This window comes from Verminephrobacter aporrectodeae subsp. tuberculatae (assembly GCF_026127385.1).
GTDB lineage: Bacteria > Pseudomonadota > Gammaproteobacteria > Burkholderiales > Burkholderiaceae_C > Acidovorax > Acidovorax aporrectodeae.
The window spans coordinates 1,176,632-1,200,208 of the sequence record NZ_QZCX01000002.1; the positions used below are offsets into that span (position 1 = coordinate 1,176,632).

Below are 23,577 nucleotides of genomic sequence, written 5' to 3' on the forward strand. Positions count from 1 at the left end.
GTCCTTGTTGAAAAACATCGCCACCACGCTCCTGCTCGCCACCGCTGCCGCGTCGGCCGGCGCCGACGGACTCAAAAGTCTGGAATCCTTCATGAAGGGAACGCAGCGGGGCCGGGCCGACTTCATCCAGACCGTGACCTCGCCTGCGAAGGACGGGCAAACGGCGCGCACCCAAAGCTCCAGCGGCAGCTTTGCGTTCCAGCGCCCGGGGCGCTTCAAATTCGTCTACAAAAAGCCCTTCGAGCAGACCATCGTCGCCGACGGGCAGACCCTGTGGATCTACGACGTGGACCTGAACCAGGTCACCCGGCGCGCGCAGGCCCAGGCGCTGGGCAGCACACCGGCGGCCCTGCTGGCCTCGGCGCCCGACCTGTCGGCGCTGCAATCCGAATTCACGCTCGAAGCCGTGCCCGACCAGGACGGCCTGCACTGGGTGCAGGCCAGCCCCAGAACCCCGGACGGCCAGATCAAGAGCGTGCGCGTGGGCTTTGCCGGCGAGCAACTGGCGACGCTCGACATCCTCGACGGCCTGGGCCAGCGCTCGGTGATCCGCTTCACCGGCATGCAGGCGAACGTGGCGCTACCGGCGAATACCTTCCAGTTCAAGCCACCCGCCGGGGCGGATGTGGTGCAGCAGTAGGAAGGGATTCGCTTCCCGGAAGCGGCGCGCGAGGGCTTGTGGGGGCTTGGGCGGGGGCGCGTCCATGGAGGCGCTCATGGTCCGTCGCCCCGGTACAGCCAGGGCATGTCCAGCAGCCGTTCCCCCAGCAGGCGCAGCGCCAAATCACGTCCCCGGCGCAGGGGGCCGGTGGCGTGGAAGATGCGGCCGTTGCGTATCGAGCGGGCCTGTACGCGCGCGTTGCGCTGCCAGCGGCTGAGGGCGTAGCGGCGCAGGCGCTGCGGAACGTCGAGCGCGTGCATGCCCAACGCGCGCTGCAATGCGTGCGCGTCTTCGAGCGCCATGCCGGCGCCCTGCGCCAGGTAAGGGGGCATGGGGTGGGCGGCGTCGCCCAGCAGCCCTACCAGTCCGCGTGCCATCTCGTCGGCGCTGCGCACCGGGGGGCGGTCGCACAGCGGCCACAGGCGCCAACCGGGGCCGCCGGCTGCGCTCACGCTGTGCACCAGATCCTGCAACGCACGGCAGCAGCCTTGCAGGGCCTGTTCGAGCCCGGCGGCGTTGGCGGCGTGGTCCCAGTTTTCCAGATCTTGCGGCGCGGGACCTTGCACGATGAGCACCAGGTTCTGCAGTTCGCCCCGGCGCACCGGGTACTGCACGGCGTGCAGGCGCGGGCCGAGCCAGACGCTGACGTGGCCGGTGCGCAGGGCGTCGGGCAGCGCAGACTGCGGCACCAGGGCGCGGTACGCCAGGTGGCCCGTCACGCGCGGCGGCGCGGCGCCCAGCAGCCGGGCGCGCGTGCGGCTCCACAGGCCGTCGGCGCCAATGAGCGCGTCACCCTGCCAGGCCTCGCCCTGGTTGGTGCGCAGCGTGACGGCGCCATCGGCGTCGGTAAAGTCCTCGACCGCCTGCCCGAGTTGCAGCCGCGCGCCGGTGCAGCGGGTCAGCGCGGTCAGCAGCAGGTCGTGCAGGTCGGCGCGGTGGATGGTGGCGTAGGCGGCGCCGTAGCGCTCTGCGGCCGTGCGGCCCAGGGGCAGCGCGGCCAGTTCCCGGCCCGTGAGCGCGCAGCGCACCTGCAGGCGGTCGGGGAGCGAGACCACGGCCTGCAGCGGCTGCTCCAACCCCCAGTCCTGCAGACAGCGCACCCCATGGGGCCCGAGTTGCACGCCTGCACCCACTTCGCTGAACGCGGTGGCGCGCTCGTACAGGCGCACCTGCCAGCCCGCGTGCGATGCGCCCAGGGCCGCAGCCAAGCCGCCAATTCCGCCGCCTGCGACCAACAGCTGTTTCCTCATGCGCTGTGTGGGGTGCGTTGTCAGGAACTGCGCCAGCCGGGGGCTGCGCCGTGCCGGGTCAGCGCAATTCGCGTGGCTCGACGTCCGTCACCCCGCCCGCCTCGGGTGGAACGTCGCTGCGGCGCGCTGCGGTCTCGTCCCGCGCAGCGGCTGCCGTGCGCGCAGCCCAGGACCAGCGCCGTGTCGCCCGAAAGGCGCTGTCGAACCCCGTGCGCGGGTCCACGCGCATCCCCCAGGGTGTGGCGGGCCGGCCCGTGAGCCGCGCCCACCCGGCGCGCAGCGCCCACACCAGAGCCAGCACCAGGGCGGCCGTGAGCAGGCTCAGAAAGAACACCAGTCCCATGAGCAGTCCCATGAGCACCGCCACCCCACGCAAAAGATCCGCAACGATTGCCTTCAAACGACACCTCTCCTTCAACAAGCTGGAACGCGGCTAACCCGGCTCTCTGCACGGCCCGGCTCAGCCCCCCTGCGGCGCGTTGCCGAACTGGAACACGCCCGGATCGAGCACCGGGTTCACGCTGACCGGAATCACGCTCTTGGGCGGGAAGTGCCCTTCCAGCAGCAGCCGGGACAACGGGTTCTCGATGCGTTGCTGGATCGCCCGCTTGAGCGGCCGCGCACCGAACACCGGGTCGAAACCGACCTTGGCCAATTCCGCCAAGGCCGCGTCCGAGACCTGCAGGTCCAGATCCATCTTCGCCAGCCGGGATTGCAGCCCCTGCAACTGGATGCGTGCAATGGACGCGATGTGCTGCGCGTCGAGCGCATGGAACAGCACCGTCTCGTCGATCCGGTTCAGGAATTCGGGACGGAAACGGGCTCTGAGTTCGCCCCAGACGGCCTCCTTGATGTCGTCCGGGTCCTGCCCGACCATGGCCTGGATGAGCTGCGATCCCAGGTTGCTCGTCATCACGATCACCGTGTTCTTGAAGTCCACGGTGCGGCCCTGGCCGTCGGTCAGGCGGCCGTCGTCGAGCACCTGGAGCAGCACGTTGAAGACGTCGGGGTGGGCCTTCTCCACCTCGTCGAGCAGCAGCACGCTGTAGGGCTTGCGGCGCACGGCCTCGGTCAGGTGGCCGCCCTCCTCGTAGCCCACGTAGCCGGGCGGCGCGCCGATCAGGCGGGCCACGGAGTGCTTTTCCATGAACTCGCTCATGTCGATGCGGATCAGGTGGTCCTCGCCGTCGAACAGGAAGCCCGCCAGCGCCTTGCACAGTTCGGTCTTGCCCACGCCCGTGGGGCCGAGGAACAGGAACGATCCCGTGGGGCGACTCGGGTCGGACAGGCCCGAGCGCGAACGGCGGATGGCGTTCGCCACGGCGGCGATCGCCTCGTCCTGACCGACCACGCGCTCGTGCAGCCGGGCCTCCATTTGCAGCAGCTTGTCTTTCTCGCCCTGCATCATCTTGGCCACGGGGATTCCCGTGGCGCGGCTCACCACTTCGGCGATTTCTTCAGCGCCCACCTGCGTGCGCAGCAGGCGGCGGGGGGCGGGCACGCCGTCCTTTCCCGCCTCCTGGGCCTGCGCCTGTTTGAGCTGCTTTTCCAGTTCGGGCAGCTTGCCGTATTGCAGTTCGGCGACCTTGTTGAAGTCGCCCTTGCGGGTGAATTCCTCGATCTGGAAGCGCAGCTTGTCAATGGCTTCGCGCACCTGGGCGCTGCCCTGGGCCTGGGCTTTTTCCGCCTGCCAGATCTCGTCGTAATCGGCGATTTCCTTTTGCAGCTTGGTGATCTCCTGCTCGATCAGTGCAAAGCGCTTTTGCGAGGATTCGTCCTTTTCGCGGCGCACGGCTTCGCGTTCGATCTGCAACTGGATCAGGCGGCGGTCGAGTCGGTCCATCGCCTCGGGTTTCGAGTCCATCTCGATTTTGATCTTGGACGCGGCCTCGTCGATCAGGTCGATCGCCTTGTCGGGCAGGAAGCGGTCCGTGATGTAGCGGTTGGAGAGTTCGGCCGCGGCCACGATCGCCGGGTCGGTAATGTCCACGCCGTGGTGCACCTCGTACTTTTCCTGCAACCCGCGCAAGATGGCGATGGTCGCTTCGACGCTGGGCTCGCCGACCAGGATTTTCTGGAAGCGCCGCTCCAGCGCAGCGTCTTTTTCGATGTACTTGCGGTACTCGGCGAGCGTGGTCGCGCCCACGCAGTGCAGTTCGCCGCGGGCCAGCGCGGGCTTGAGCATATTGCCCGCGTCCATCGCTCCCTCGCCCTTGCCCGCGCCGACCATGGTGTGCAGTTCGTCGATGAAGACGATGGTCTGGCCCTCGTCCTTGGCGAGTTCGTTGAGCACGCTCTTGAGGCGCTCCTCAAATTCGCCGCGGTACTTGGCGCCCGCCAGCAATGCGGCCATGTCGAGCGACAGCACGCGCTTGCCCTTGAGCGACTCGGGCACCTCGCCGGCGACGATGCGCTGCGCCAGTCCCTCGACGATGGCCGTCTTGCCCACGCCGGGCTCGCCAATGAGCACGGGGTTGTTCTTGGTGCGGCGCTGCAGCACCTGGATCGCGCGGCGGATTTCGTCGTCGCGGCCGATTACGGGGTCGAGCTTGCCCAGGCGTGCGCGTTCCGTCAGGTCCATGCAGTACTTGGTCAGCGCGCCGCGCTGGCCTTCGGCCTCGGCGCTGTCCATTTTCTGGCCACCACGCACGGCTTCGATCGCGGCCTCCAGGCTCTTGCGCGTGAGGCCATGGTCCTTGGCGATTTTTGCCGCCTCGCCCTTGCTGTCGATCACGGCCAGCAGGAACAATTCGCTGGCGATGAACTGGTCGCCGCGTTTGATGGCTTCCTTCTCGGTCGCCTGCAGCACGCGGCCCAGTTCGGGCCCGCCCTGCACCTGCTCGTTGCCCTGCACCTGGGGCAGGCGCTTGACGGCCGCCTCGGCCGCCGCCAGCAAACCAGGCACATTCACGCCGGCGCGCTGCAGCAGCGCCTTGGGGCCACCGTCCTGCCCGAGCAGTGCCACGAGCAGGTGCACGGGCTCGATGTAGGCGTGGTCATTGCCCAGCGCGATGCTCTGGGCGTCGCCCAGGGCCTCCTGGAACTTGGTGGTGAATTTGTCAAGACGCATGGTCCATGTCCTCCGGAATGCGGGGCACTTGGGGCAGCGTCTGCCCGATTTCAAGACAGCGCCCCCGCCGCCGCAGGGAGGGGGCATCATGAACCGGAGATCGCGTCATGCCCGCCTGCTGCGCAGCAGGCGGGCACTGGGGCTGGCTGGCGCGCTTACTTCTTCTTGAAGAGCAGCGCTGCGCCCCGGGCGTCGTCGGCGCTTGTCGCGATGACGGTCAGGCGGCTCTTTTCCGGATTGATCGTGGCAATTCCGCTGAAATTCACGGTCTTCGTTCCACCCGTGTCCGGGCAGGCTTCGCTGAACTGCGCCTTGTACGCGCCGGCGTCGGTCATTGCGGCCAGGGTGCCCGTGTAGGTGCAGCCGGTGGTCGAACTGCTATCCGTTGATGCGATCGCGCCTGCGGCGTCCAGCGACCACTGGACCTTTCTGCTGCCGCTGCTCATGCTCACGTCCCAACTGCCCGCCACGTCCGCCTGCACTGCCGGGCCGGCCAAGGCGTCGCTTTGGTTGAGCGCCAGGACGGTGGCGTTCACTCCCGTGAAGGAAACGCTCTTGGGCGTTGCCGTCAGGGTGGCCTTGCCCACCACCGGCTGTCCATCCCCGGCGGCGCGGCCGTCCGCGCTCAACGCATAGGATTTGCCGTTGGAACTGCTGTCGTCACCGCGCACCATCAGTTTCACCAGCCGGCTGGAATCGTTGGCCAGCAGCCAGACGTTGGCCGTTCCGGCGTCGGGAATGATGATCGCGGTCATGGCCGTGGTCGCTTCCTTGGGGGTCGCCCAGCGCCCTTTGAGGTCGGCCGGGTTGATGGTGGTTGCGGCGGTGCCGCCACCATCAGGACCGCCAGGACCGCCAGGACCGCAGGCTGTGAGCAGGGTTGTGGCCGCAATGGCCAGGGCCACCAGGAAGGTTTGTTTTTGCTTCGGCATTTGCTTTTGCATGGGTTGCTCCATTATCGTTCGCACAAGTTAACAAGAAAGCGTTGTCCAAGGGTTTTCGCAGGTCCCAGTTGGAACCAGCGCCCATTGTGCCTTACATTGAGCAACTATCCCACCGTGGGCAGGCGCATTCCCGCCATCGCACAGAGGCTGTGTTGCCCGCGTCGGGCCATCGCGTCGAAACGGCCAGCGGCGCCGATTGTAAGCCGGGCTTTCGCCGATCGCCTTGCGGCGCCATTTGCTCATTCTTTTCTTCGAGTTACTCGAACGTTGCTTTTCATGGCGCGTTGGCTGTGGCGGGCCAGCCGGCACTGCCGGGGCTCATGTTCTGTCCCGCAAATACTTGGATCATGGAACCGGTGCCTTCGCACCCATGGTGGCGTTGCAAATCTTCACGCTGGCCCCGGACCGCACGGCGGTTTGCGCCTTGCCATGACGCGCGATACAGCTGTTTCATTTTGTACCGCTATTTTCGGGGCAGAATACCCCGTGGGGCGCGCCCTACAATCGCGACCCCGCCTGTCTGCGCTGCTGCAGCATGGTTTTCGCCCCACCCCGCGTTGGAGACATTGCATGCCCGAAAATACCCCGGACCATAACGCAGCAAACCAGGGTCCGGACACGCGCGCCCAACTGCTGCGCCGCGCCGCGCTCGAATACCACGAGTTTCCCAAGCCGGGCAAGGTCGCCATCGCCGCCACCAAGCAGATGGTGAACCAGCATGATCTGGCGTTGGCCTATTCGCCCGGTGTCGCGGCTCCCTGCGAGGAGATCGTGCAAGACCCGAATGCCGCGTTCAGATACACCAGCCGGGGCAATCTGGTGGGCGTGGTGACCAACGGCACGGCCGTGCTGGGTCTGGGAGATATTGGCCCGCTGGCGGGCAAGCCCGTCATGGAGGGCAAGGCCGTTCTGTTCAAGAAGTTCTCGGGAATCGACGTGTTCGATATCGAGATCGATGAAAAAGACCCCGCGAAGTTGGTGGAGATCATCGCCAGCCTGGAGCCGACCTTTGGTGGCATCAATCTCGAAGACATCCGGGCGCCCGACTGTTTCTACGTCGAGCGCAAGCTGCGCGAGCGCATGAAGATCCCGGTCTTTCATGACGATCAGCATGGCACTGCGATCACGGTGGGCGCAGCGATTCTCAACGGGCTGAAAGTGGCCGGCAAGGACCCGGGCCGGGTCAAGCTCGTGACCTCGGGCGCGGGCGCTGCGGCGCTGGCCTGTCTGGGGCTGCTGGTCAAGCTGGGCATTGCGCGTGAAAACATCTGGGTCACCGACTTGGCCGGCGTGGTGTATGCAGGCCGCACGGAACTCATGGACGAGGACAAGGCGGTGTTTGCCCAAGAAACCAGCGCACGCACGCTGGCCGAGGTGATCGAGGGCGCAGATGTGTTCCTGGGCCTGTCCGCCGGCGGCGTGCTCCGGCAGGACATGGTGCGCCAGATGGGGCCGCGCCCGCTGATTTTTGCGCTCGCCAACCCCAACCCGGAGATTACGCCCGAGGAGGTGAAGGCCGTGCGCGACGACGCCATCATGGCCACCGGCCGTTCGGACTACCCGAACCAGGTGAACAACGTGCTGTGCTTTCCCTATATTTTTCGCGGCGCGCTGGACAGCGGCGCGACCACCATCACGCCGGAGATGGAGGTCGCCGCGGTGCACGCCATTGCCGCGCTGGCCCAGGCCGAGCAGAGCGAGGTGGTGGCCGCGGCCTACGCGGGCGAGCCGCTGGCGTTTGGCCCCGAGTACCTGATTCCGAAGCCGTTCGACCCGCGGCTGATGATGATGATCGCCCCGGCCGTAGCCCAGGCCGCGGCCGACAGCGGCGTGGCCCGGCGCCCCATCGCCGACATGGACGCCTACCGCGATCACCTGCAGACCTTCGTCTACGCCTCGGGCACCATGATGAAGCCCATTTTCACGGCCGCCAAAGCCGCCGCGAAGAAGCGCGTGGCCTACGCCGAGGGCGAGGAGGAGCGCGTGCTGCGCGCCGCACAGATCGTCGTCGACGAGCGCATCGCGCGTCCCACGCTGATCGGCCGCCCGGCGATCATCGCCCAGCGGGCCGAGAAATTCGGCCTGCGCCTGCAGGAGGGGCGCGACTACGACGTGGTCAACGTGGAGCAAGACCACCGCTACCGCACGTTCTGGCAGACCTACCACCGCATGACCGAACGCCAGGGCGTGACGCTGCCGATTGCCAAGATCGAGATGCGCCGCCGCCTGACCCTGATCGGCGCCATGCTGCTGTACAAGGGCGAGGTCGATGGCCTGATCGTGGGCACCTGGGGCCATACCGCGCACCACCTCAATTACATCGGGCAGGTAATCGGCAAGCGTGCCGGCGTGCACAACTTTGCCTGCATGAACGGCCTGCTGCTGCCCGAGCGCCAGGTGTTCCTGGTGGACACGCATGTGAACTACGACCCCACGGCCGAGCAACTGGCGGAGATCACCGTGCTGGCTGCCGAGGAAATGATGCGCTTTGGCATCCGGCCCAAGGCGGCGCTCTTGTCGCACTCCAACTTTGGCAGCAGCAACCAGCCCAGCGCGCTGAAGATGCGCCAGGCGCTGCAATTGCTGCGCGTGCAGGCACCCTGGCTGGAGGTGGACGGCGAAATGCACGGCGACGTGGCCCTGGACGGCAAAGCGCGCGCGGCCACCATGCCGCACAGCGAATTGGTGGGAGACGCGAACCTGCTGGTGCTGCCCAACATCGACGCCGCGAATATTTCCTACAACCTGCTGAAAACGGCAGCTGGCGGCAATATCGCCATCGGTCCCATGCTGCTCGGAGCCGCCCAGCCTGTACATATCCTGACGGCGAGCACCACGGTGCGGCGCATCGTGAACATGACAGCGCTCACGGTGGCCGACGCCAACGCGGCCCGCTAAGCGTTCATAACGCCAGCAATGGCCTGCTTTTCCCCCATCTTTTCACCCGCTTTCCGGGGGCTTGCCAGGCCCCACGGCGTGCGCCCGGCCCTGGTCGCGGACGCTTGCTTTTTGGGGGCCGTTGCGGCACACTTGCGGCTCGAAATTTCGGGTAAACCCGTAAGTTTCTGAAAGGTTCGTTGATGCTGAAGGCTGTAGCCATCCGGGGGCGCGCTGACCCGTGAAGCCGGCTCCTTTGCTTGGGACAACGTGGGACAAGGACGGCTCGATTTTTGGCAACCGCGAGCGGGGCTATTACCGTGAAGACACCGTTGCAACGCCAGGATCGAACCACCGAGATGACCAGCGCATCGTATGCAGCGGCAAGCCCCGCGCTCCGGACGCCTGCGATGGCACCCGAGACCACTGCGCCAGTTTTCGCGAGATCGTCGAGCCACCCCCGATGCGGTGAACACGGGCCGGAAACAGCCTGGCAACCGCATCCTCTTGAATCCCCCACCCGCATCCTGCGGGTCGCCGGAAGTTTGTGGACCATGTAAAGAAAGAGTAGCGCAGATGCAGACGCCACCTCGTAAACCCCCGGAAACGCCACTGCGTGGCGTGCGCACCAACATCGTGCAGTCCATTCGCGCCTTCCGCGTGCAGGACCTGCAGGATGCCGCCACCGCCATGGGGCACCATTTCCTGTACGCCAACCTGGCCACCGCACAGTCCAAGCAGGACGTGCTGGACCTGCTTGCCGAGCAATTCATCCTCCCGTCGCATTTCGGCAAGAATTTCGATGCGCTGTACGACTGCATGACGGATCCCCTGCACAAATCGGGCCCACAGCCCGGATTCATCGTGGTGTTGGAGCAGATCCCGACCGCGGGCAAGTTCGACAAGGAAGCGCGCGAGCAACTGCTCGACGTCTTTCGCGACACGGCCGACTACTGGGGCGACCGCAAGGTCCCGTTCCGATGTTTCTATTCTTTTCTGTAGCCCGTTCTGCATTCACCAGCCAAGCAGAACGGGCGAACGAGGCTAGCGACGCCAAGGGCACCGACGACGTGGACATCATCAGCGAGACCGCCGAGAAGATGCCCACGGACAAGTTTGTCGATGTCTCCCCCCAGGCGCTGCGCATGAGCAGCCCCTTCAACACCGGATACTGGCTCAGTGCCGCCTGAAAAATCCCCCGGGCGTGCGCCCCACTGCCATGAAATTTGAAGCCATCCTGTTCGACTGCGACGGCGTGCTGGTCGACAGCGAACCCATCGCCAACGGCGTTCTGCGCGACATGCTGGAGGAAGCCGGCTGGGCCCTGACCCCCGACGAATGCATGCAGATTTTCGTCGGCAAGGCCGTGCGCAACGAGGCCGCGCGCATCGAGGCCCACACGGGTCGACCCCTGACCGACGTGTGGATTGATGCTTTCTATGCGCGGCGCAACGCCGAACTGGGTCAGCGCCTGACGGCCATCGAACATATCCATGGAACCATCGATCGGGTGCACGCGCACTACGGCGGGCGCATTGCCTGCGCCTCCGGAGCCGACCGGCACAAGGTGGAGATGCAACTGGCCAAGGTAGGACTCACGCCCTATTTCGAGGGGCGCGTCTTCAGCGGCCACGAGATGCCGGCGACCAAGCCCGCCCCCGACGTCTACCTGGCGGCCGCGGCCGCGCTCCAGATTGCGCCCGCACGCTGTGCGGTGGTCGAAGACACGGTGACGGGCGTCACCGCCGGCGTGGCCGCAGGCGCCATGGTGTTTGCCTACGCACCGCAGGACGACGGCGCAGCACTGCGCGCCGCAGGCGCCACGCAAGTGTTTCGCAGCATGGCCGACTTGCCCGGACTGCTCGGCTGCTGAGTCGCGCGGCGCAGTCTCCCGGCAAGCGCTGCCAAGCCCTCCCCCAACTGCGCATGGGCATTCTCGACACCCAAGTCAAGGTCCGGTCGGACAACTTCCTGCGCAACGTCGCCGCCATGCGCGCGCTGGTGGACGATTTGCGCGGGCAGTTCGACAGGATCGCCCAGGGCGGCGGCGCAGCGGCGCGCGCCAAGCACGTGGCGCGCGGCAAACTGCTGCCGCGCGAGCGTGTGCAACGGCTGCTCGACCCCGGAACGCCGTTCCTGGAACTGGCCCCGCTCGCCGCGCTCGGCATGTACGACAACGCCGCGCCCGGCGCCGGCCTGATCACCGGCGTCGGCCGCGTCAGCGGCGTGGACTGCGTAATCGTATGCAACGACGCCACGGTCAAGGGCGGCACCTACTACCCGCTCACCGTCAAAAAGCACCTGCGCGCGCAGGAGGTGGCGCAGCAGAACCAGCTGCCCTGCGTCTACTTGGTCGACTCGGGCGGAGCCAACCTGCCGAACCAAGACGAGGTCTTCCCCGACCGCGAGCATTTCGGTCGCATTTTCTTCAACCAGGCGAATATGAGCGCCATGGGCATCGCGCAGATTGCGGTGGTCATGGGCAGTTGCACGGCGGGCGGCGCCTACGTGCCGGCCATGAGCGACGAGTCGATCATCGTGAAGAACCAGGGCAGCATCTTTCTCGGCGGGCCGGCGTTGGTCAGGGCCGCCACGGGCGAACTCGTCACGGCCGAAGACCTGGGCGGCGGCGATGTGCACACGCGCCTGTCGGGCGTCGCCGACCACCTGGCGCAAAACGACCTGCACGCGCTGCAACTGGCGCGCGACGCAGTGCGCAATCTGAACCGAAGCAAGCCCCGGGCGCCGCAAGACATGGCCCCTGCAGCGCCGCGATTTGCCGCCGAAGAACTCTACGGCGTGATCCCGGTGGACGCGCGCAAGCCCTTTGACATGCGCGAGATCATCGCCCGTATCGTCGACGCCAGCGCGTTCGACGAATTCAAGGCGCGCTACGGCACCACGCTGCTCACGGGCTTTGCGCGCATTGAGGGAATGGCCGTGGGAATCATCGCGAACAACGGCATCCTGTTTTCCGAAAGCGCGCTCAAGGGCGCGCATTTCATCGAACTATGCTGCCAGCGCAAGATCCCGCTGGTGTTTCTGCAGAACATCACCGGCTTCATGGTCGGCCGCAAGTACGAGAACGAGGGCATCGCGCGCCACGGCGCGAAAATGGTCACGGCCGTGGCCACGGCCAGCGTTCCCAAGTTCACCGTCATCGTCGGCGGCAGCTTTGGCGCGGGCAACTACGGCATGTGCGGCCGGGCCTACGCGCCGCGCTTTCTGTGGATGTGGCCCAACGCGCGCATCGGCGTCATGGGCGGCGAGCAGGCTGCGGGCGTTCTCGCCACCGTCAAGCGCGAGGGCATCGAGGCCCGGGGCGGCCAATGGAGCCTGGAGGAAGAGGAAGCCTTCAAGGCCCCGATCCGCCAGCAGTACGAAACCCAGGGCCACCCCTATTACGCCACGGCGCGCCTGTGGGACGACGGCGTAATCGACCCCGCCGACACGCGCCGCGTGCTCGCGCTGGGCCTGGCGGCCGCGCGCAATGCGCCGATCGAAGACACGCGCTTTGGTTTGTTCCGCATGTAAGGGCAAGCGGTATTTCCCATGGGCGTCGCCCGGCCCGTGAAGCAACGTGATTGCAAAATAAACCAATTGTGTCAAAAGCATAAATTTTTTCTATGCATGCGCAGAATTGTGACCTGAATAGTACACTTGCTTGCGTGCAGCGTACTGCCGTTGCCAAGTCGGTCCGAACAGTGGCCTACATGGCACGCTGCACCAGCAGCGCAAGCCCACACCCCAATCCCCAACCGAATCGTTCGGTTGCACGGTGGCGGTTTTGCGCTTCATGACCAGCATGGTCGTTGAGCACCAAAAGGCGGGGAATTTCAGGTGCTTGAAATCCGGTCATCGATCACACGGGGAATATATGATATTAAAGAGAATCATTCAACGCTTCGGCCTGATCCTGTGCGCAAGCGCTGCTGTCGCCAATGCGCAGGAAGTGATACCCGATTTCTACAAAGAACCCGGTATCCAGCCGGGTCGCGATTTTGTCAATCAAAGCCATCACGAAAATATCGATCCATTTACCGGATCTCTGCAGCGCCACTATGTTGACATCCGCATTCCGGGCAACGGCGGGCTGGATTTGAAAATCATCCGCTCCTACAATAGCAGCAACATCAACTCCGCCAATCCGGCCCAACCCAGGACCACGGCGGGGTGGGGGTGGACGATCCATTTTGGCCGCATCCTGAAAGCGCGCGACGCCCATCCTTGCATCAACATGAACCGCCAAACCATTGCGGACAATCCAGTCCTGGAACTTCCGGATGGCAGCCGGCAACTGCTGACATTCACGAGCAGTATGTCCCCCATGGCAATCACTGCACAGCGTTGGAAGGCAGAATGCTACCCGGGAGGGGGTGGTCTCATCGTCACGTCTCCCGACGGAGTCGTTTATGAAATGTCCCAATCGACTGGTGCAAACTCCAACCGATCGCCTGTTTATGAGTGGTATACAAAAAAGATCACGGATCGCAACGGAAACTACATCTCCATTCAATACACAAGTGAATCAAGCCCCGAGATCCGGAACATCACGACCAGCGATGGTCGTTCAATGTCATTCAGCTACCACGACCCGGGAACCAGGTCCGCAAGAATTCGAAGCATTACCAGCGCCGGACAAACCTATCAGTACAATTATCAGTCCTCCGGGATCCTCGATATTTATCAACTGACCAGCGTCACAAGACCGGACGGCAACACCTGGGTTTATGGTTATAACGGCAACAAAGGTCTTTCAGCTGGCAGCTATCTGATGCGGTCTGCAAAAAACCCCTATGGTGGAACCATCGACTACACGTATGAGCATGTTTATTTTGACACCCAATCAAACCCTCGCAGCCGGTCTGACGTCGTCAGCAGAAAGTCACTGGGTTCCGGTGAAAATTGGACTTTCAGCTATGCTCCGGGCAATTCGAGATCCCTGGACACCACCACCGTGACAGGCCCCGCAGGAACAAGCACCTACAAGCACATCGGGCCGATATACGCGAGTGCAGGAAATCTCTGGAAGGTCGGTTTGCTGGTAGAAAAAACAATTGGCAACACGCAAGCAGAGCAGTACACATGGGAGGGACAGAAAATATCATCCGAAACCTATTTTCGTCCAGGCGCATTCTTGTTCAAAATCGACTATCTGCAAACCAACGCCCCGCTTTTGACGCAGAAAACGATCACCCGCAATGGCGTGAGCTACCGCACCGATTACAGCAACTTTGACGAGTATGGAAATCCGCGTTCAATTTCGGAGTCAGGTCCGAATGGGGGCAGCAGAACGACGACCGCAAGTTACTACATCAACACCCCGAAGTGGATCATCCGACAGGTGCAGAACGAAAGCTTCTCCGGAAATTCAATCACCCGGCAGTTCGATGGCAAGGGCAATCTGACCACGGAAACCAGAAATGGTGTCTCTGTGAGTTTCAGCCATGACACGCAAGGGAATGTGGAAAGCATCACCTTTCCCCGGTCGTTGACGCATCGCTATTCCAATCATATGCGTGGCATTCCAAAAAACGAAAGCCAACCCGAGAGCATCTCCATCACCCGGCAAGTCGACGATGCAGGGAACGTGGTTTCTGAAACCGACGGCAGCGGCCACACCACCCGCTACAGCTACGATGGCTTGAACCGGATCACCTCCATCGAGCCGCCTGTTGGAAATCGCGTAAGCATCGCGTACGGAACCAATACCCGCACCGCAACGCGTGGATCACTCACCGAGACCCGTACCTATAATGACTACGGTCATCTCATTCAACTGAACCGTGGCGGGATTTCAAGCACATACTCTGTCGATGCACTTGGACGCACCACGTTCGAGTCTGATCCCGACAACAGCCGGTCCGGGAGAACCTATTCCTACGACAATCTGCACCGTGTGACCCGGATTCAAAATGCCGACAACACCGCCAAGACCATCAGCTACGGCGGTAATTCCAAAACTATCCGCGACGAGCGTAATAATTCCACAACCTACACCTATAGGGCCTATGGAAATCCCGACCAGGAATTTCTGATGGGAATAAGCACTCCCGAGAGCAGTGCCAGTGTCAGCTACAGCCGCAACAGCAGGGACTTGATCACCTCTGCAACGCAGGACAGGATGAGCAGAAGCTATGCATACAATACGGCAGGCCATTTGATCTCTGCAACCCATCCTGAGTCGGGGACCACCACCTACGGCCGCGATGCGGCAGGCAATATGACGTCAAAAAGCACGGGCTCTGCAGGGATCATCTCGTATACCCATGACCAGCAGAACCGGCTGAAAACCATTGTGTACCCTGGATCCACACCGTCCGTGGCCTACGCCTATGATGGCGCGCATCGGTTGTTGAGCAGCATATCCTCGGATGCAACACGCCAGTTTGCTTACGATGGCAATGGCAACCTCAAGAGCGAGCAACTCTCTGCGGGCGGTATATCCTGGACTGCGCAATATGGCTACAATGAAAACGACCATTTGACATCCATTGTGTACCCCCGTTCTGGAGATACAGTCACGTACAGCGTGAACAGCCTCGGGCGACCGACTTCGATTCCGGGATACATCGATGCCGTCAGCTACTGGCCATCCGGGCAGGTCAAGGAAATATCGTATGCAAATGGTACTCAATCCATATATGGCCAAAACTCCCGGCTGTTGCCCAGTACATTTGTTACCTACTCGCGCTCCGGAACATACTATGGGGACTTCACTTTCAGCTACGATGCGGTAGGTAACCTGACTAGAATCATGGATTACAGAGATTCCCTGTACAACCGTTCTTTCAGCTATGACGACATGGATCGCCTGAGCCGCGTGACGACTGCGCAAGGAACGGGGAACATCTCTTACAGCGGGTCTGGAAACATCACGGCACAGAACATCCCCGGAACGCAGCTGACCTACCAGTACGATGCGAATAACCGATTGAGCAGTCTGAGCGCCGTGCCAAGCACGCTGTCAGCCACCTATACGTACGATACGCTGGGCAATATTGCCAGCGGCGGGGGACGAACGTTCACCTACGACGCAGTGCCCAATCTGAAGTGCGTAAATTGCGCGACCCCCGCCAGCAGTGTGCAGTATGCGTACGACGCGAATCAGAAGCGGACCAGTGTCACCCAAGGCATCACCAAGACCCATGAATTCCATGGAGCGCACGGGAATTTGCTCTCCGAATACACCCCGGGATCCCCAGGGAAATTGATTCAGTACATCTATTTGAACGGCAAGCGCGTTGCCCAGAAGGAGTCCACGCAATGACCCGCAGCATGCTGAACCGTTTCTTGGCCCGCGCAGTTCTCCTGCTGGGTTCTGTGGCCCTTGGGGCCAACGCCATGGCGCAGGCGACCATTACGTATTTTCACAACGACATTGCTGGCACGCCCATGATGGCGAGCAATGCCAGCGGTGTTTTGGTCTGGAAGGAAAGCTATTTGCCCTATGGGCAACGGCAACGGGAAACCACCACCAGCGCTGGCAACAAGCTGTGGTTTGCAGGCAAGCCATACGATTCCCAGACCGGGCTATCGTACATGGGGGCCCGTTACTATATGCCCTTGACTGGGCGTTTTACCGGAATTGACCCCAAGGATTTGGTACCAGAGCAGCCGCATAGCTTTAATCGCTATGCGTATGCAAACAACAATCCTTATAAGTATATTGATCTCGACGGCAGATCTCCAAGCGTTATCGTTCCGGTGGTAGTGGCTGGGGTTGCAATTACTGGCATAGTTGCAACAACCCATATGACGCCCGAGCAACGGGCGCAAATGGCACGCGCGGGTACTCAGTTCATGCAACGTACGAAAGACGTGCTTGAACTAGCATCTGGCTGGGTATTCAATGAAAAGGCAGACACTCCAAAAGGAGAAACTGATACGATTGTTGATGGGGTGACTAGTGGATTGGATAAAGAGACTGACTCCAAAGGGGATAATTCTAAGGGAAATTACACCAAACCTAACAGTGTTGCCACTGCAGAGCAAGATTTCGGTTCACTGCCAGGAACTGTAGGCTCAAACGGTCAAAAAATATTACCAGATGGCAGCGTCGCTGGTATACATACATCGACAAGCACAGGCTTGAAAACACTACATATCAATCGTCCTCGCGGAAGTCAAAATATCAAAATCCGCTATATCCCGTAAGGTTAAAAAATGAAATATGTTCGTGAACTTGAAGCTTGGTCGAAGCCGGGACACTTGCTGGATCCTGAGTATGGCAAAGACATACTGCAGCAGAAATTGTGGGAAAAAGGAGTTCCAAAGGATGTGTTTCTTGGTCTAAGTGAAATTCCCAGTATAGTAGACTGCGAAAATTTGGAGTTGGCCATTCAATCTGGTAGGCTAACAGAAGATTCATTCAAGAAGTTCTGTTTGAGTCACGAACTGCCTGACAGCTTGCACTCCAAGGAGTCGGCAGCAAAGTTTCTTGAATACATGCGGGGTAGACCATTGGCTTGGATACATCTGCCAATTGATGCCGAACCGACGCTATTGCCAATGATCGTAAAAATCATTTCTGAACTCGGGCATATTGTCATTGATCCGGATAATATGACTCCAATCAACTGATACAGGCCCTTCGTCGTTTCGTGTGGAACACAACGGCTCTATGCCGCTTCATATGGAACACGGCGTTATTGCACAAGATGCGGAGGTCGCCCACGTGAGCAGCGTGATTGCTAGCACAGTGCGTGCGACACTGTTATTGCCAGATGCTAACGTCGCTGGTATGCATACATCGATAAGTACGGGTTTGAAAACACTGCATATCAATCGTCCTTACGGAAGTAAGAACATCAAGATTAGATATCCCAAGGGAGACTGAGAAAATGAAATACGTTCGTGAACTTGAGGCTTGGTCAAAGCCGGGACATTTGCTGCATCCTGCGTACGGCAAAGTGCATTTCGTTATACACAGCTCCCCTGAGCCTGAAGCTCGCGACAGAACCTGATGCCAGCGGCAAAGTCAAGAATGCGCTGCATTCCCAGCCAGATGGTCTTGACTCCGGGCTCACCATCGCGCTTTCGCGCAAGAAAGCCCCCCAGCCTGGCAATCAGCCGCACCACCTCGTTGAGCGTGGGCGGCTCCTTGGGCAACTCTTGCTTGTTCAGGATGTACGCCGCTTTCCATTCGTCGGGCTCGAACATCAGTTGCGCATCCAGTTGCGGGCAACTACGCCCCAGTCGCATCAGCCGGGCAATGCGCCACGCCACCACCATGTACAACACCACCGCGCGTTCTATCTTGCTGACACTGCCCAACTGCAAGGCTTCAATCCGGCAACCGTTCTTGAGCACATGAAAGAACATTTCGATCTCCCAGCGCGCCCGGTACCAGTCGATCATCCGGGCGGCCTGCTCCAGGGTCTCCACGGGCAAGTTCGTCAGCAATCTCCACTCGATGGGCTTTTCGCCATTCGCCAGCGGCTCCTCCCGGGCAACGATGCATGTGGCCTGCACAAACCCGCCGTGGCCATCGGGCAACTCCAGCGCTTGCGCCCACACTTGCTGTACCACTTCACGAGGGCGCGACCCCTGGCGCGAGGCAAGGGTGAAACGAATCTCTCCCTGCGAATCACCCGCCGTCACCCGGCTCCACAGTTTGTCGTCTTCTCCGAGAACTCGGTTGTGTTTGCTGCGCAGCAACCAGTCCACTGGCTCGCCCAAGTCACGTGCTCGCACCATCAGGGCCATGATGTCAGCCTCGCGGTCGGCCACGTAGACCAGTCGTGTATTGGGCAACTGCGGGGCCATCTCGGCCAGTCGTTCGTAGCCCTCTATCCAGCGCAGGCTTTCGCTGACGCCAGGACGGCTACCATCGCTCTGGCGCGGCTGTCGTGCCCACATCCACGCATCAAGCACACCCAGCGGCTCGCGCGAGGTGGAGATGGCGTACGTGGGGTGCAGGTACATGCCGCGCTGGGCCTCGTAGCTCAGTGGCCCCAACCCCTTGGCCTTTTGCCCATTGAAGTTCAGTTCGGTGGTGTCCTGGATGCACAAAACATGCTCGTGCGCCGCCATGCGGGCCACCGAGTTTTCGATGTGCGGCGCCAGGATGGCTTCCCACTGGACCGCCTCATTGCCAAAGAAGCGGTAGGCTCCGATGGTGTCGGCCCAATCGCCGCAGGCTTGGGGGATACTGGCCGTGGGCTTGGCGCTCAAGCTCTCGATCAGGTGGATCGCACGCTGTTTGCGTCTGGGGTCCCCCAGGTTCATGCTCTTGAATTCCGTGGCTACCCAGTTCATTGTGTGCTTTCGCTATGAAATAGGTAGCATAGCTTATGCTCGGGGGCTTGTGTATAAAGAGATGGGCAAAGTGTTACAGCAGGCGATGTGGAAAAAGGGTATTCCAGAGGATGTTTTTCTTGGCTTAAGTGCAATTCCTGAGGAAACGCACTGTGAGAATTTGAAGTTAGCCATTCAATCTGGTGAACTAACAGAAGATTCATTTAAGGAGTTTTGTTTGAGCCACGGACTACCTGACAGCATGCAATCCAAGGAGTCGGCGGCAAAGTTTCTTGAATATTTGGAGGGTAGAGCCTTGGCTTGGATACATCTACCAATCGATGCTGAACCGACGCTATTGCCAATGATCGTAAAAATTATCTCTGAGTTTGGACATATTGTTATTGATCCGGATGACATGACTCCAATAAACTGACGCATAGAAAAAAGGCTCTATCTGGGGTCACCGTTACTTTCCGTGAGGCCAGGAAAAATGAAATATGTTCGTGAGTTTGATGTTTGGTCGAAGTCGGGACATTTGTTGGATCCTGAGTACGGCAAAGATGTGCTGCAGCAGAAATTGTGGGAAAAAGGAGTTCCAAGGGATGTATTTATTGGGTTAAGTGAAATTAACGGCGAAAATCTTTTCCAGTGGTTCTGGAAACATCACGGCACAGAACATCCCCGGGACGCAGCTGACCTACCAGTACGATGCGAATAACCGATTGAGCAGCCTGAGTGCCGTGCCAAGCACGCTGTCAGCCACCTATACGTACGATACGCTGGGCAATATTGCCAGCGGTGGGGGACGAACGTTCACCTACGACGCAGTGCCCAATCTGAAGTGCGTCAATTGCGCGACCCCCGCCAGCAGCGTGCAGTATGCGTACGACGCGAATCAGAAGCGGACCAGTGTCACCCAAGGCGTCACCAAGACCCATGAGTTCCATGGAGCGCACGGAAATTTGCTCGCCGAATACACCCCGGGATCCCCAGGGAAATTGATTCAGTACATCTATTTGAACGGCAAGCGCGTTGCCCAGAAGGAGTCCACGCAATGACCCGCAGCATGCTGAACCGTTTTCTGGCCCGCGCAGTTCTCCTGCTGGGTTCTGTGGCCCTTGGGGCCAACGCAATGGCGCAGGCGACCATTACGTATTTTCACAACGACATTGCCGGCACGCCCATGATGGCGAGCAATGCCAGCGGTGTCTTGGTCTGGAAGGAAAGCTATTTGCCCTATGGGCAACGGCAACGGGAAACCACCACCAGCGCTGGCAACAAGCTGTGGTTTGCAGGCAAGCCATACGATTCCCAGACCGGGCTATCGTACATGGGGGCCCGTTACTATATGCCCTTGACTGGGCGTTTTACCGGAATTGACCCCAAGGATTTGGTACCAGAGCAGCCGCATAGCTTTAATCGCTATGCGTATGCAAACAATAATCCCAACAAATACGTGGATCCCGACGGCAAGTTTGCTGACACAATATGGGATGCTTTTAGTCTGACCCTAGGTTTTCAAAGCCTCAGAGATAACATTAGTGTTGGCAACTGGCCTGGTGCGGCGACGGATGTTGCTGGTATAGCTTTGGACGGCGCGGCCATTGCAGTGCCCGGGATTCCTGGTGGGGCTGCGGTAGGGATTGCGGCCTATCGGGGGACCGTGGTTGCTGCAAAGGGAATAGGCGCCGATGCTCAATTCGCGCAAAAGACCTATGGGGCGATGTTCAGTAAGCACGGCAATTTTTCTGGCAAGAGCGTTGATGATGTAGCAGCGGCGCTTCGCTCGGGTGCACTGAAACCCTCTGAAGTTCCGATTGACTACATCGTTCGAGATGGCAAGACCATCATCTTGAACACGCGTTCTGCTCAGGCGCTCAGTGCAGCAGGGAGGCTCCTCGTCGTTTCGTGTGGAAACCAACATGCACAATAGCCGCTGGTAATGGATGCTGGAGGACAGGTCGCCTCGGGCCTGTCCACAGGTCCACCAAGTTGATGTTGAGCATGGGAGTGTCTGATGGGTGTTGAAATGGAAGCGCTGTTCACCAATGCGCTGGGGCTGCAAGCGCCGTGGGTTGTCGAGAACGTCAAGCTCAACACCACCGACCGCCGGATCGACTTCGAGATTGGCTGCCAAGGCGCTGGCCTGGCGTGCCCGGCCTGTGGTGCTGCCGCACAGCCCATTCATGACCGGCTGCTCCGCTCTTGGCGTCATCTGGACTTCTTCCAGTTCGAGACCTGGCTGCATTGCGAGGTGCCGCGCATCGCGTGCAGTGACTGTGGCAAGACCACGCAGATGCTGGTGCCCTGGGCCCGTCCAGGCTCGGGCTTCACGGTGGCCTTTGAAGCATTCGCCTTGGCCCTGTGTCGTGACTTGCCGGTGAACCAAACGGCGACATTGCTGCGCTGTTCTGACAAGCAACTGTGGCGGCGCATCGAGTTTTACGTCGAGCAAGCCCGCGCCCAGGAGCGTTTTACGGATGTACGCATTGTGGGCATCGACGAGACCAGTGTGCGCCGAGGGCAGAACTACATCACCGTCGTGCATGACCTCGATGCCAAACGACTGCTGTTCGCCACCGAGGGACGCGATCACAAGACGGTGCTCGATTTTGTTGACGATCTGAAGGCCCATGGTGGCGACAGCGAGCAGGTCAAACATGTGTGCATGGACATGAGCGCGGCCTACGCCAAGGGAGTGGGGTTGGCGTTGCCGCAGGCGCAGATCAGCTACGACCGGTTCCATGTGGTGGCGATGGCCATGGATGCGATGGACCAGGTGCGGCGCACGGAGATGGCACAGGACGCCCCGGCGGTGCGAGTGGCCTTGGAGTCGGCAGTTGACAACGATGAGCACAAGACGCTCAAGCAACTGATGTGGGGGATGCGGCGCAACCCCGAAGGCTGGAGCGCCAAGCAAACCGACGCAATGCATTGGTTGCAGCGTTCCGTGCTCAAGAGCGCGCGGGCGTGGCGGTTGAAGATGGCGTTGCGCGCGGTGTATGCGAGGGCCAAGGAGCACAACAGCGTACAGCAGGCGGGTGTTGAACTGCGGGCTTGGTTGAGTTGGGCGTTCAGATGCCGGCTGGAGCCGTTCAAGAAGCTGGCCAGAAGCCTCAAGGAACGCTTTGCTGCGGTGGTGCGCGGCATGTTGGGGCATCGCAGCAACGCCTACGTGGAGGCCATGAACGGACTCTTGCAGCAGGCCAAGCGCGCAGCCCGTGGGTTCCGAACGAGCGACAACTTCATCACCATCGCCTACCTGCGCATGTCCAAACTCAAGCATCTGCCTGTCAGCCCGTTTGCGCCCGTTGGGGGCACATGAGGTTGTTGTGTTCCACACGAAACGACGAAGGACCAGCAGGGATCGCCAGGTCTGAATGGAACGCGATCAATCAAACCGGAATAGTGGATTATGAGAGGCGGCTTAATGACCAACTGACACGCAACCCTGGTGGTCCATTTGAAACAGCACGTCGTTCCAAAGGAAACAGATGAAAAAGAAAACAATCTTCTCTTTGCCCTGTGCCTCTACCTCAGCCATTGGAGATCCTATTTTGGTTGACGAAAGCAGAGGTCTGCTTCTCTCCATGGTTTGCGATGACGACCCGATAAATCGGAGCTTTGGGGTTCTATTCATCAAGCCACGGGCATTCCGCAAACGCGAGGAGATCTACTGCACCGTCTGGCACATTGAGGACGCGTATGACACGGTGTGCGAAATCCAGGGGTCAGACTGGGTTGATGAACTGCGCGCTGCGGCGACCCCTGATAAGCGCGACTACTGGGTCATGCGTCATTTTATGATATATGTCGATAGCTTCGGTTGCCTTGAGGTCGTTGCAGAATCTGTGTTACTGGATGAAAATACCGAAACCTGAGCAGTGCATGATCAGTCAGTCATGGGCTTGAAAACGCTACACATCAATCGTCCTTACGGAAGTTAGAACATCAAAATCCGCTATCTTCCATAAGGCTAGAAAATGAAATATGTTCGTGAGCTTGAGGCTTGGTCGAAGCCGGGGTATTTGCTGGATCCTGAGTATGGAAAAGATGTGCTGCAGCAAAAACTGTGGGCGAAAGGAGTTCCAAAGGATGTGTTTATTGGGTTAAGCAAAATTCCAAGCGAAAGGCACTGCGAGATTTTGGAATGGAGCATTCAATCTGGCGAGCTAACAGAAGATTCATTCAAGGAGTTTTGTTTGAGCCGCGGACTGCCTGATAGTATGCAATCCAAGGAGTCGGCAGCAAATTTTCTTGAATACATGGAGGGTAGAGCCTTGGCTTGGATACATCTGCCAATCGATGCTGAACCGACGCTATTGCCAATGATCGTAAAAATTATCTCTGAGCTTGGACATATTGTTATTGACCCGGATGACATGACTTCAATAAACTGACGAATGGAAAAAAGGCTCCATCCGGGGCCACCGTGAGAAGAATGAAAGAAATGGAAGTAATTACTCGATCCGCTATCTCTCGTGAGGCTAAGAAAAATGAAATACGTTCGTGAACTTGATGCTTGGTAAAAGC

21 protein-coding genes and 1 pseudogene are annotated in these 23,577 nt (G+C 60.4%); 17 read left to right on the plus strand and 5 right to left on the minus strand.

The features are described 5' to 3' along the window. The first annotated feature begins 7 nt into the window (after nt 1–7). Complete coding sequence (gene lolA, locus D5041_RS13415; protein ID WP_265285095.1) at nt 8–640, plus strand: outer membrane lipoprotein periplasmic chaperone LolA; 633 nt, start codon at nt 8–10, stop codon at nt 638–640. 74 nt (nt 641–714) lie between these two features. Here lolA and D5041_RS13420 read toward each other — a convergent pair whose 3' ends face one another. The 4 genes from D5041_RS13420 to D5041_RS13435 all read right to left on the minus strand — a co-directional run bounded on the left by D5041_RS13420 (nt 715) and on the right by D5041_RS13435 (nt 5,925). Beyond that, a complete protein-coding gene (locus tag D5041_RS13420) occupies nt 715–1,911 on the minus strand; it encodes an FAD-dependent monooxygenase (RefSeq protein WP_265284915.1) in 1,197 nt (398 codons plus the stop codon). Between the two features lie 58 nt (nt 1,912–1,969). Next, a complete protein-coding gene (locus D5041_RS13425; protein WP_265284916.1) occupies nt 1,970–2,311 on the minus strand; it encodes a hypothetical protein in 342 nt (113 codons plus the stop codon). Between the two features lie 60 nt (nt 2,312–2,371). Further along, a complete protein-coding gene (gene clpB / locus D5041_RS13430; RefSeq protein ID WP_265257067.1) occupies nt 2,372–4,981 on the minus strand; it encodes an ATP-dependent chaperone ClpB in 2,610 nt (869 codons plus the stop codon). 155 nt (nt 4,982–5,136) lie between these two features. Continuing rightward, nucleotides 5,137–5,925, minus strand: coding sequence for a hypothetical protein (locus tag D5041_RS13435; RefSeq protein ID WP_265284917.1), 789 nt, complete (start codon nt 5,923–5,925; stop codon nt 5,137–5,139). Nucleotides 5,926–6,495: 570 nt separating this feature from the next. On the opposite strand from D5041_RS13435, the gene D5041_RS13440 reads away from it, so the two are divergent. The 9 genes and pseudogenes from D5041_RS13440 (at nt 6,496) to D5041_RS13480 (ending at nt 17,385) form a co-directional block, all read left to right on the plus strand. Continuing rightward, on the plus strand, nt 6,496–8,823 hold the full coding sequence (locus tag D5041_RS13440; RefSeq protein WP_265284918.1) for an NADP-dependent malic enzyme: 2,328 nt from the start codon (nt 6,496–6,498) through the stop codon (nt 8,821–8,823). 250 nt (nt 8,824–9,073) lie between these two features. After that, a pseudogene (locus D5041_RS13445) lies at nt 9,074–9,274 on the plus strand (ribonuclease domain-containing protein); the annotation flags it as partial. 104 nt (nt 9,275–9,378) lie between these two features. Further along, nucleotides 9,379–9,804: a barstar family protein gene (locus tag D5041_RS13450; protein WP_010107760.1), complete on the plus strand. Its 426-nt coding sequence runs from the start codon at nt 9,379–9,381 to the stop codon at nt 9,802–9,804. Beyond that, nucleotides 9,783–9,992 (plus strand): hypothetical protein, encoded by a 210-nt coding sequence (locus D5041_RS13455; protein WP_138927973.1) that lies wholly within the window; start codon nt 9,783–9,785, stop codon nt 9,990–9,992. The genes D5041_RS13450 and D5041_RS13455 overlap by 22 nt, the downstream gene beginning before the upstream one ends. A gap of 29 nt (nt 9,993–10,021) precedes the next feature. Continuing rightward, nucleotides 10,022–10,675 carry an HAD family hydrolase gene (locus tag D5041_RS13460; RefSeq protein WP_265257065.1) on the plus strand — a complete coding sequence of 218 codons (654 nt, stop codon included), beginning with the start codon at nt 10,022–10,024 and terminating at the stop codon, nt 10,673–10,675. A gap of 53 nt (nt 10,676–10,728) precedes the next feature. After that, nucleotides 10,729–12,336: a carboxyl transferase domain-containing protein gene (locus D5041_RS13465; protein WP_265284919.1), complete on the plus strand. Its 1,608-nt coding sequence runs from the start codon at nt 10,729–10,731 to the stop codon at nt 12,334–12,336. A gap of 262 nt (nt 12,337–12,598) precedes the next feature. Beyond that, complete coding sequence (locus D5041_RS13470; protein WP_265284920.1) at nt 12,599–16,072, plus strand: RHS repeat domain-containing protein; 3,474 nt, start codon at nt 12,599–12,601, stop codon at nt 16,070–16,072. Then, a complete protein-coding gene (locus D5041_RS13475) occupies nt 16,069–16,959 on the plus strand; it encodes an RHS repeat-associated core domain-containing protein (RefSeq protein WP_265257063.1) in 891 nt (296 codons plus the stop codon). The genes D5041_RS13470 and D5041_RS13475 overlap by 4 nt, the downstream gene beginning before the upstream one ends. 9 nt (nt 16,960–16,968) lie before the next feature. Next, nucleotides 16,969–17,385: a hypothetical protein gene (locus tag D5041_RS13480; protein WP_265257062.1), complete on the plus strand. Its 417-nt coding sequence runs from the start codon at nt 16,969–16,971 to the stop codon at nt 17,383–17,385. 339 nt (nt 17,386–17,724) lie between these two features. On the opposite strand, the gene D5041_RS13485 is transcribed toward D5041_RS13480, so the two are convergent. Beyond that, complete coding sequence (locus D5041_RS13485; protein WP_456119846.1) at nt 17,725–19,062, minus strand: IS4 family transposase; 1,338 nt, start codon at nt 19,060–19,062, stop codon at nt 17,725–17,727. On the opposite strand from D5041_RS13485, the gene D5041_RS13490 reads away from it, so the two are divergent. From D5041_RS13490 to D5041_RS13520, 7 genes are all read left to right on the plus strand, one after another. Then, entirely contained in the window at nt 19,046–19,477 is a 432-nt protein-coding gene (locus D5041_RS13490; RefSeq protein ID WP_265284921.1) for a hypothetical protein, read from the plus strand. The two genes, D5041_RS13485 and D5041_RS13490, sit on opposite strands and share 17 nt — an antisense overlap. A 57-nt stretch (nt 19,478–19,534) precedes the next feature. Then, nucleotides 19,535–19,762, plus strand: coding sequence for a hypothetical protein (locus tag D5041_RS13495; protein ID WP_265281128.1), 228 nt, complete (start codon nt 19,535–19,537; stop codon nt 19,760–19,762). A 22-nt stretch (nt 19,763–19,784) separates the two neighbouring features. Beyond that, nucleotides 19,785–20,102 (plus strand): sugar-binding protein, encoded by a 318-nt coding sequence (locus D5041_RS13500; protein ID WP_265284922.1) that lies wholly within the window; start codon nt 19,785–19,787, stop codon nt 20,100–20,102. After that, entirely contained in the window at nt 20,099–20,977 is an 879-nt protein-coding gene (locus tag D5041_RS13505; RefSeq protein WP_265257058.1) for an RHS repeat domain-containing protein, read from the plus strand. The genes D5041_RS13500 and D5041_RS13505 overlap by 4 nt, the downstream gene beginning before the upstream one ends. An 84-nt stretch (nt 20,978–21,061) precedes the next feature. Further along, the gene (locus tag D5041_RS13510; protein ID WP_265284923.1) at nt 21,062–22,369 is read left to right on the plus strand and encodes an ISL3 family transposase; all 1,308 of its coding nucleotides are present in this window, start codon (nt 21,062–21,064) and stop codon (nt 22,367–22,369) included. Nucleotides 22,370–22,538: 169 nt separating this feature from the next. Next, nucleotides 22,539–22,925, plus strand: coding sequence for a hypothetical protein (locus D5041_RS13515; protein ID WP_265284924.1), 387 nt, complete (start codon nt 22,539–22,541; stop codon nt 22,923–22,925). 102 nt (nt 22,926–23,027) lie between these two features. Further along, the gene (locus tag D5041_RS13520; RefSeq protein WP_265284925.1) at nt 23,028–23,444 is read left to right on the plus strand and encodes a hypothetical protein; all 417 of its coding nucleotides are present in this window, start codon (nt 23,028–23,030) and stop codon (nt 23,442–23,444) included. Nucleotides 23,445–23,577: the final 133 nt, after the last annotated feature.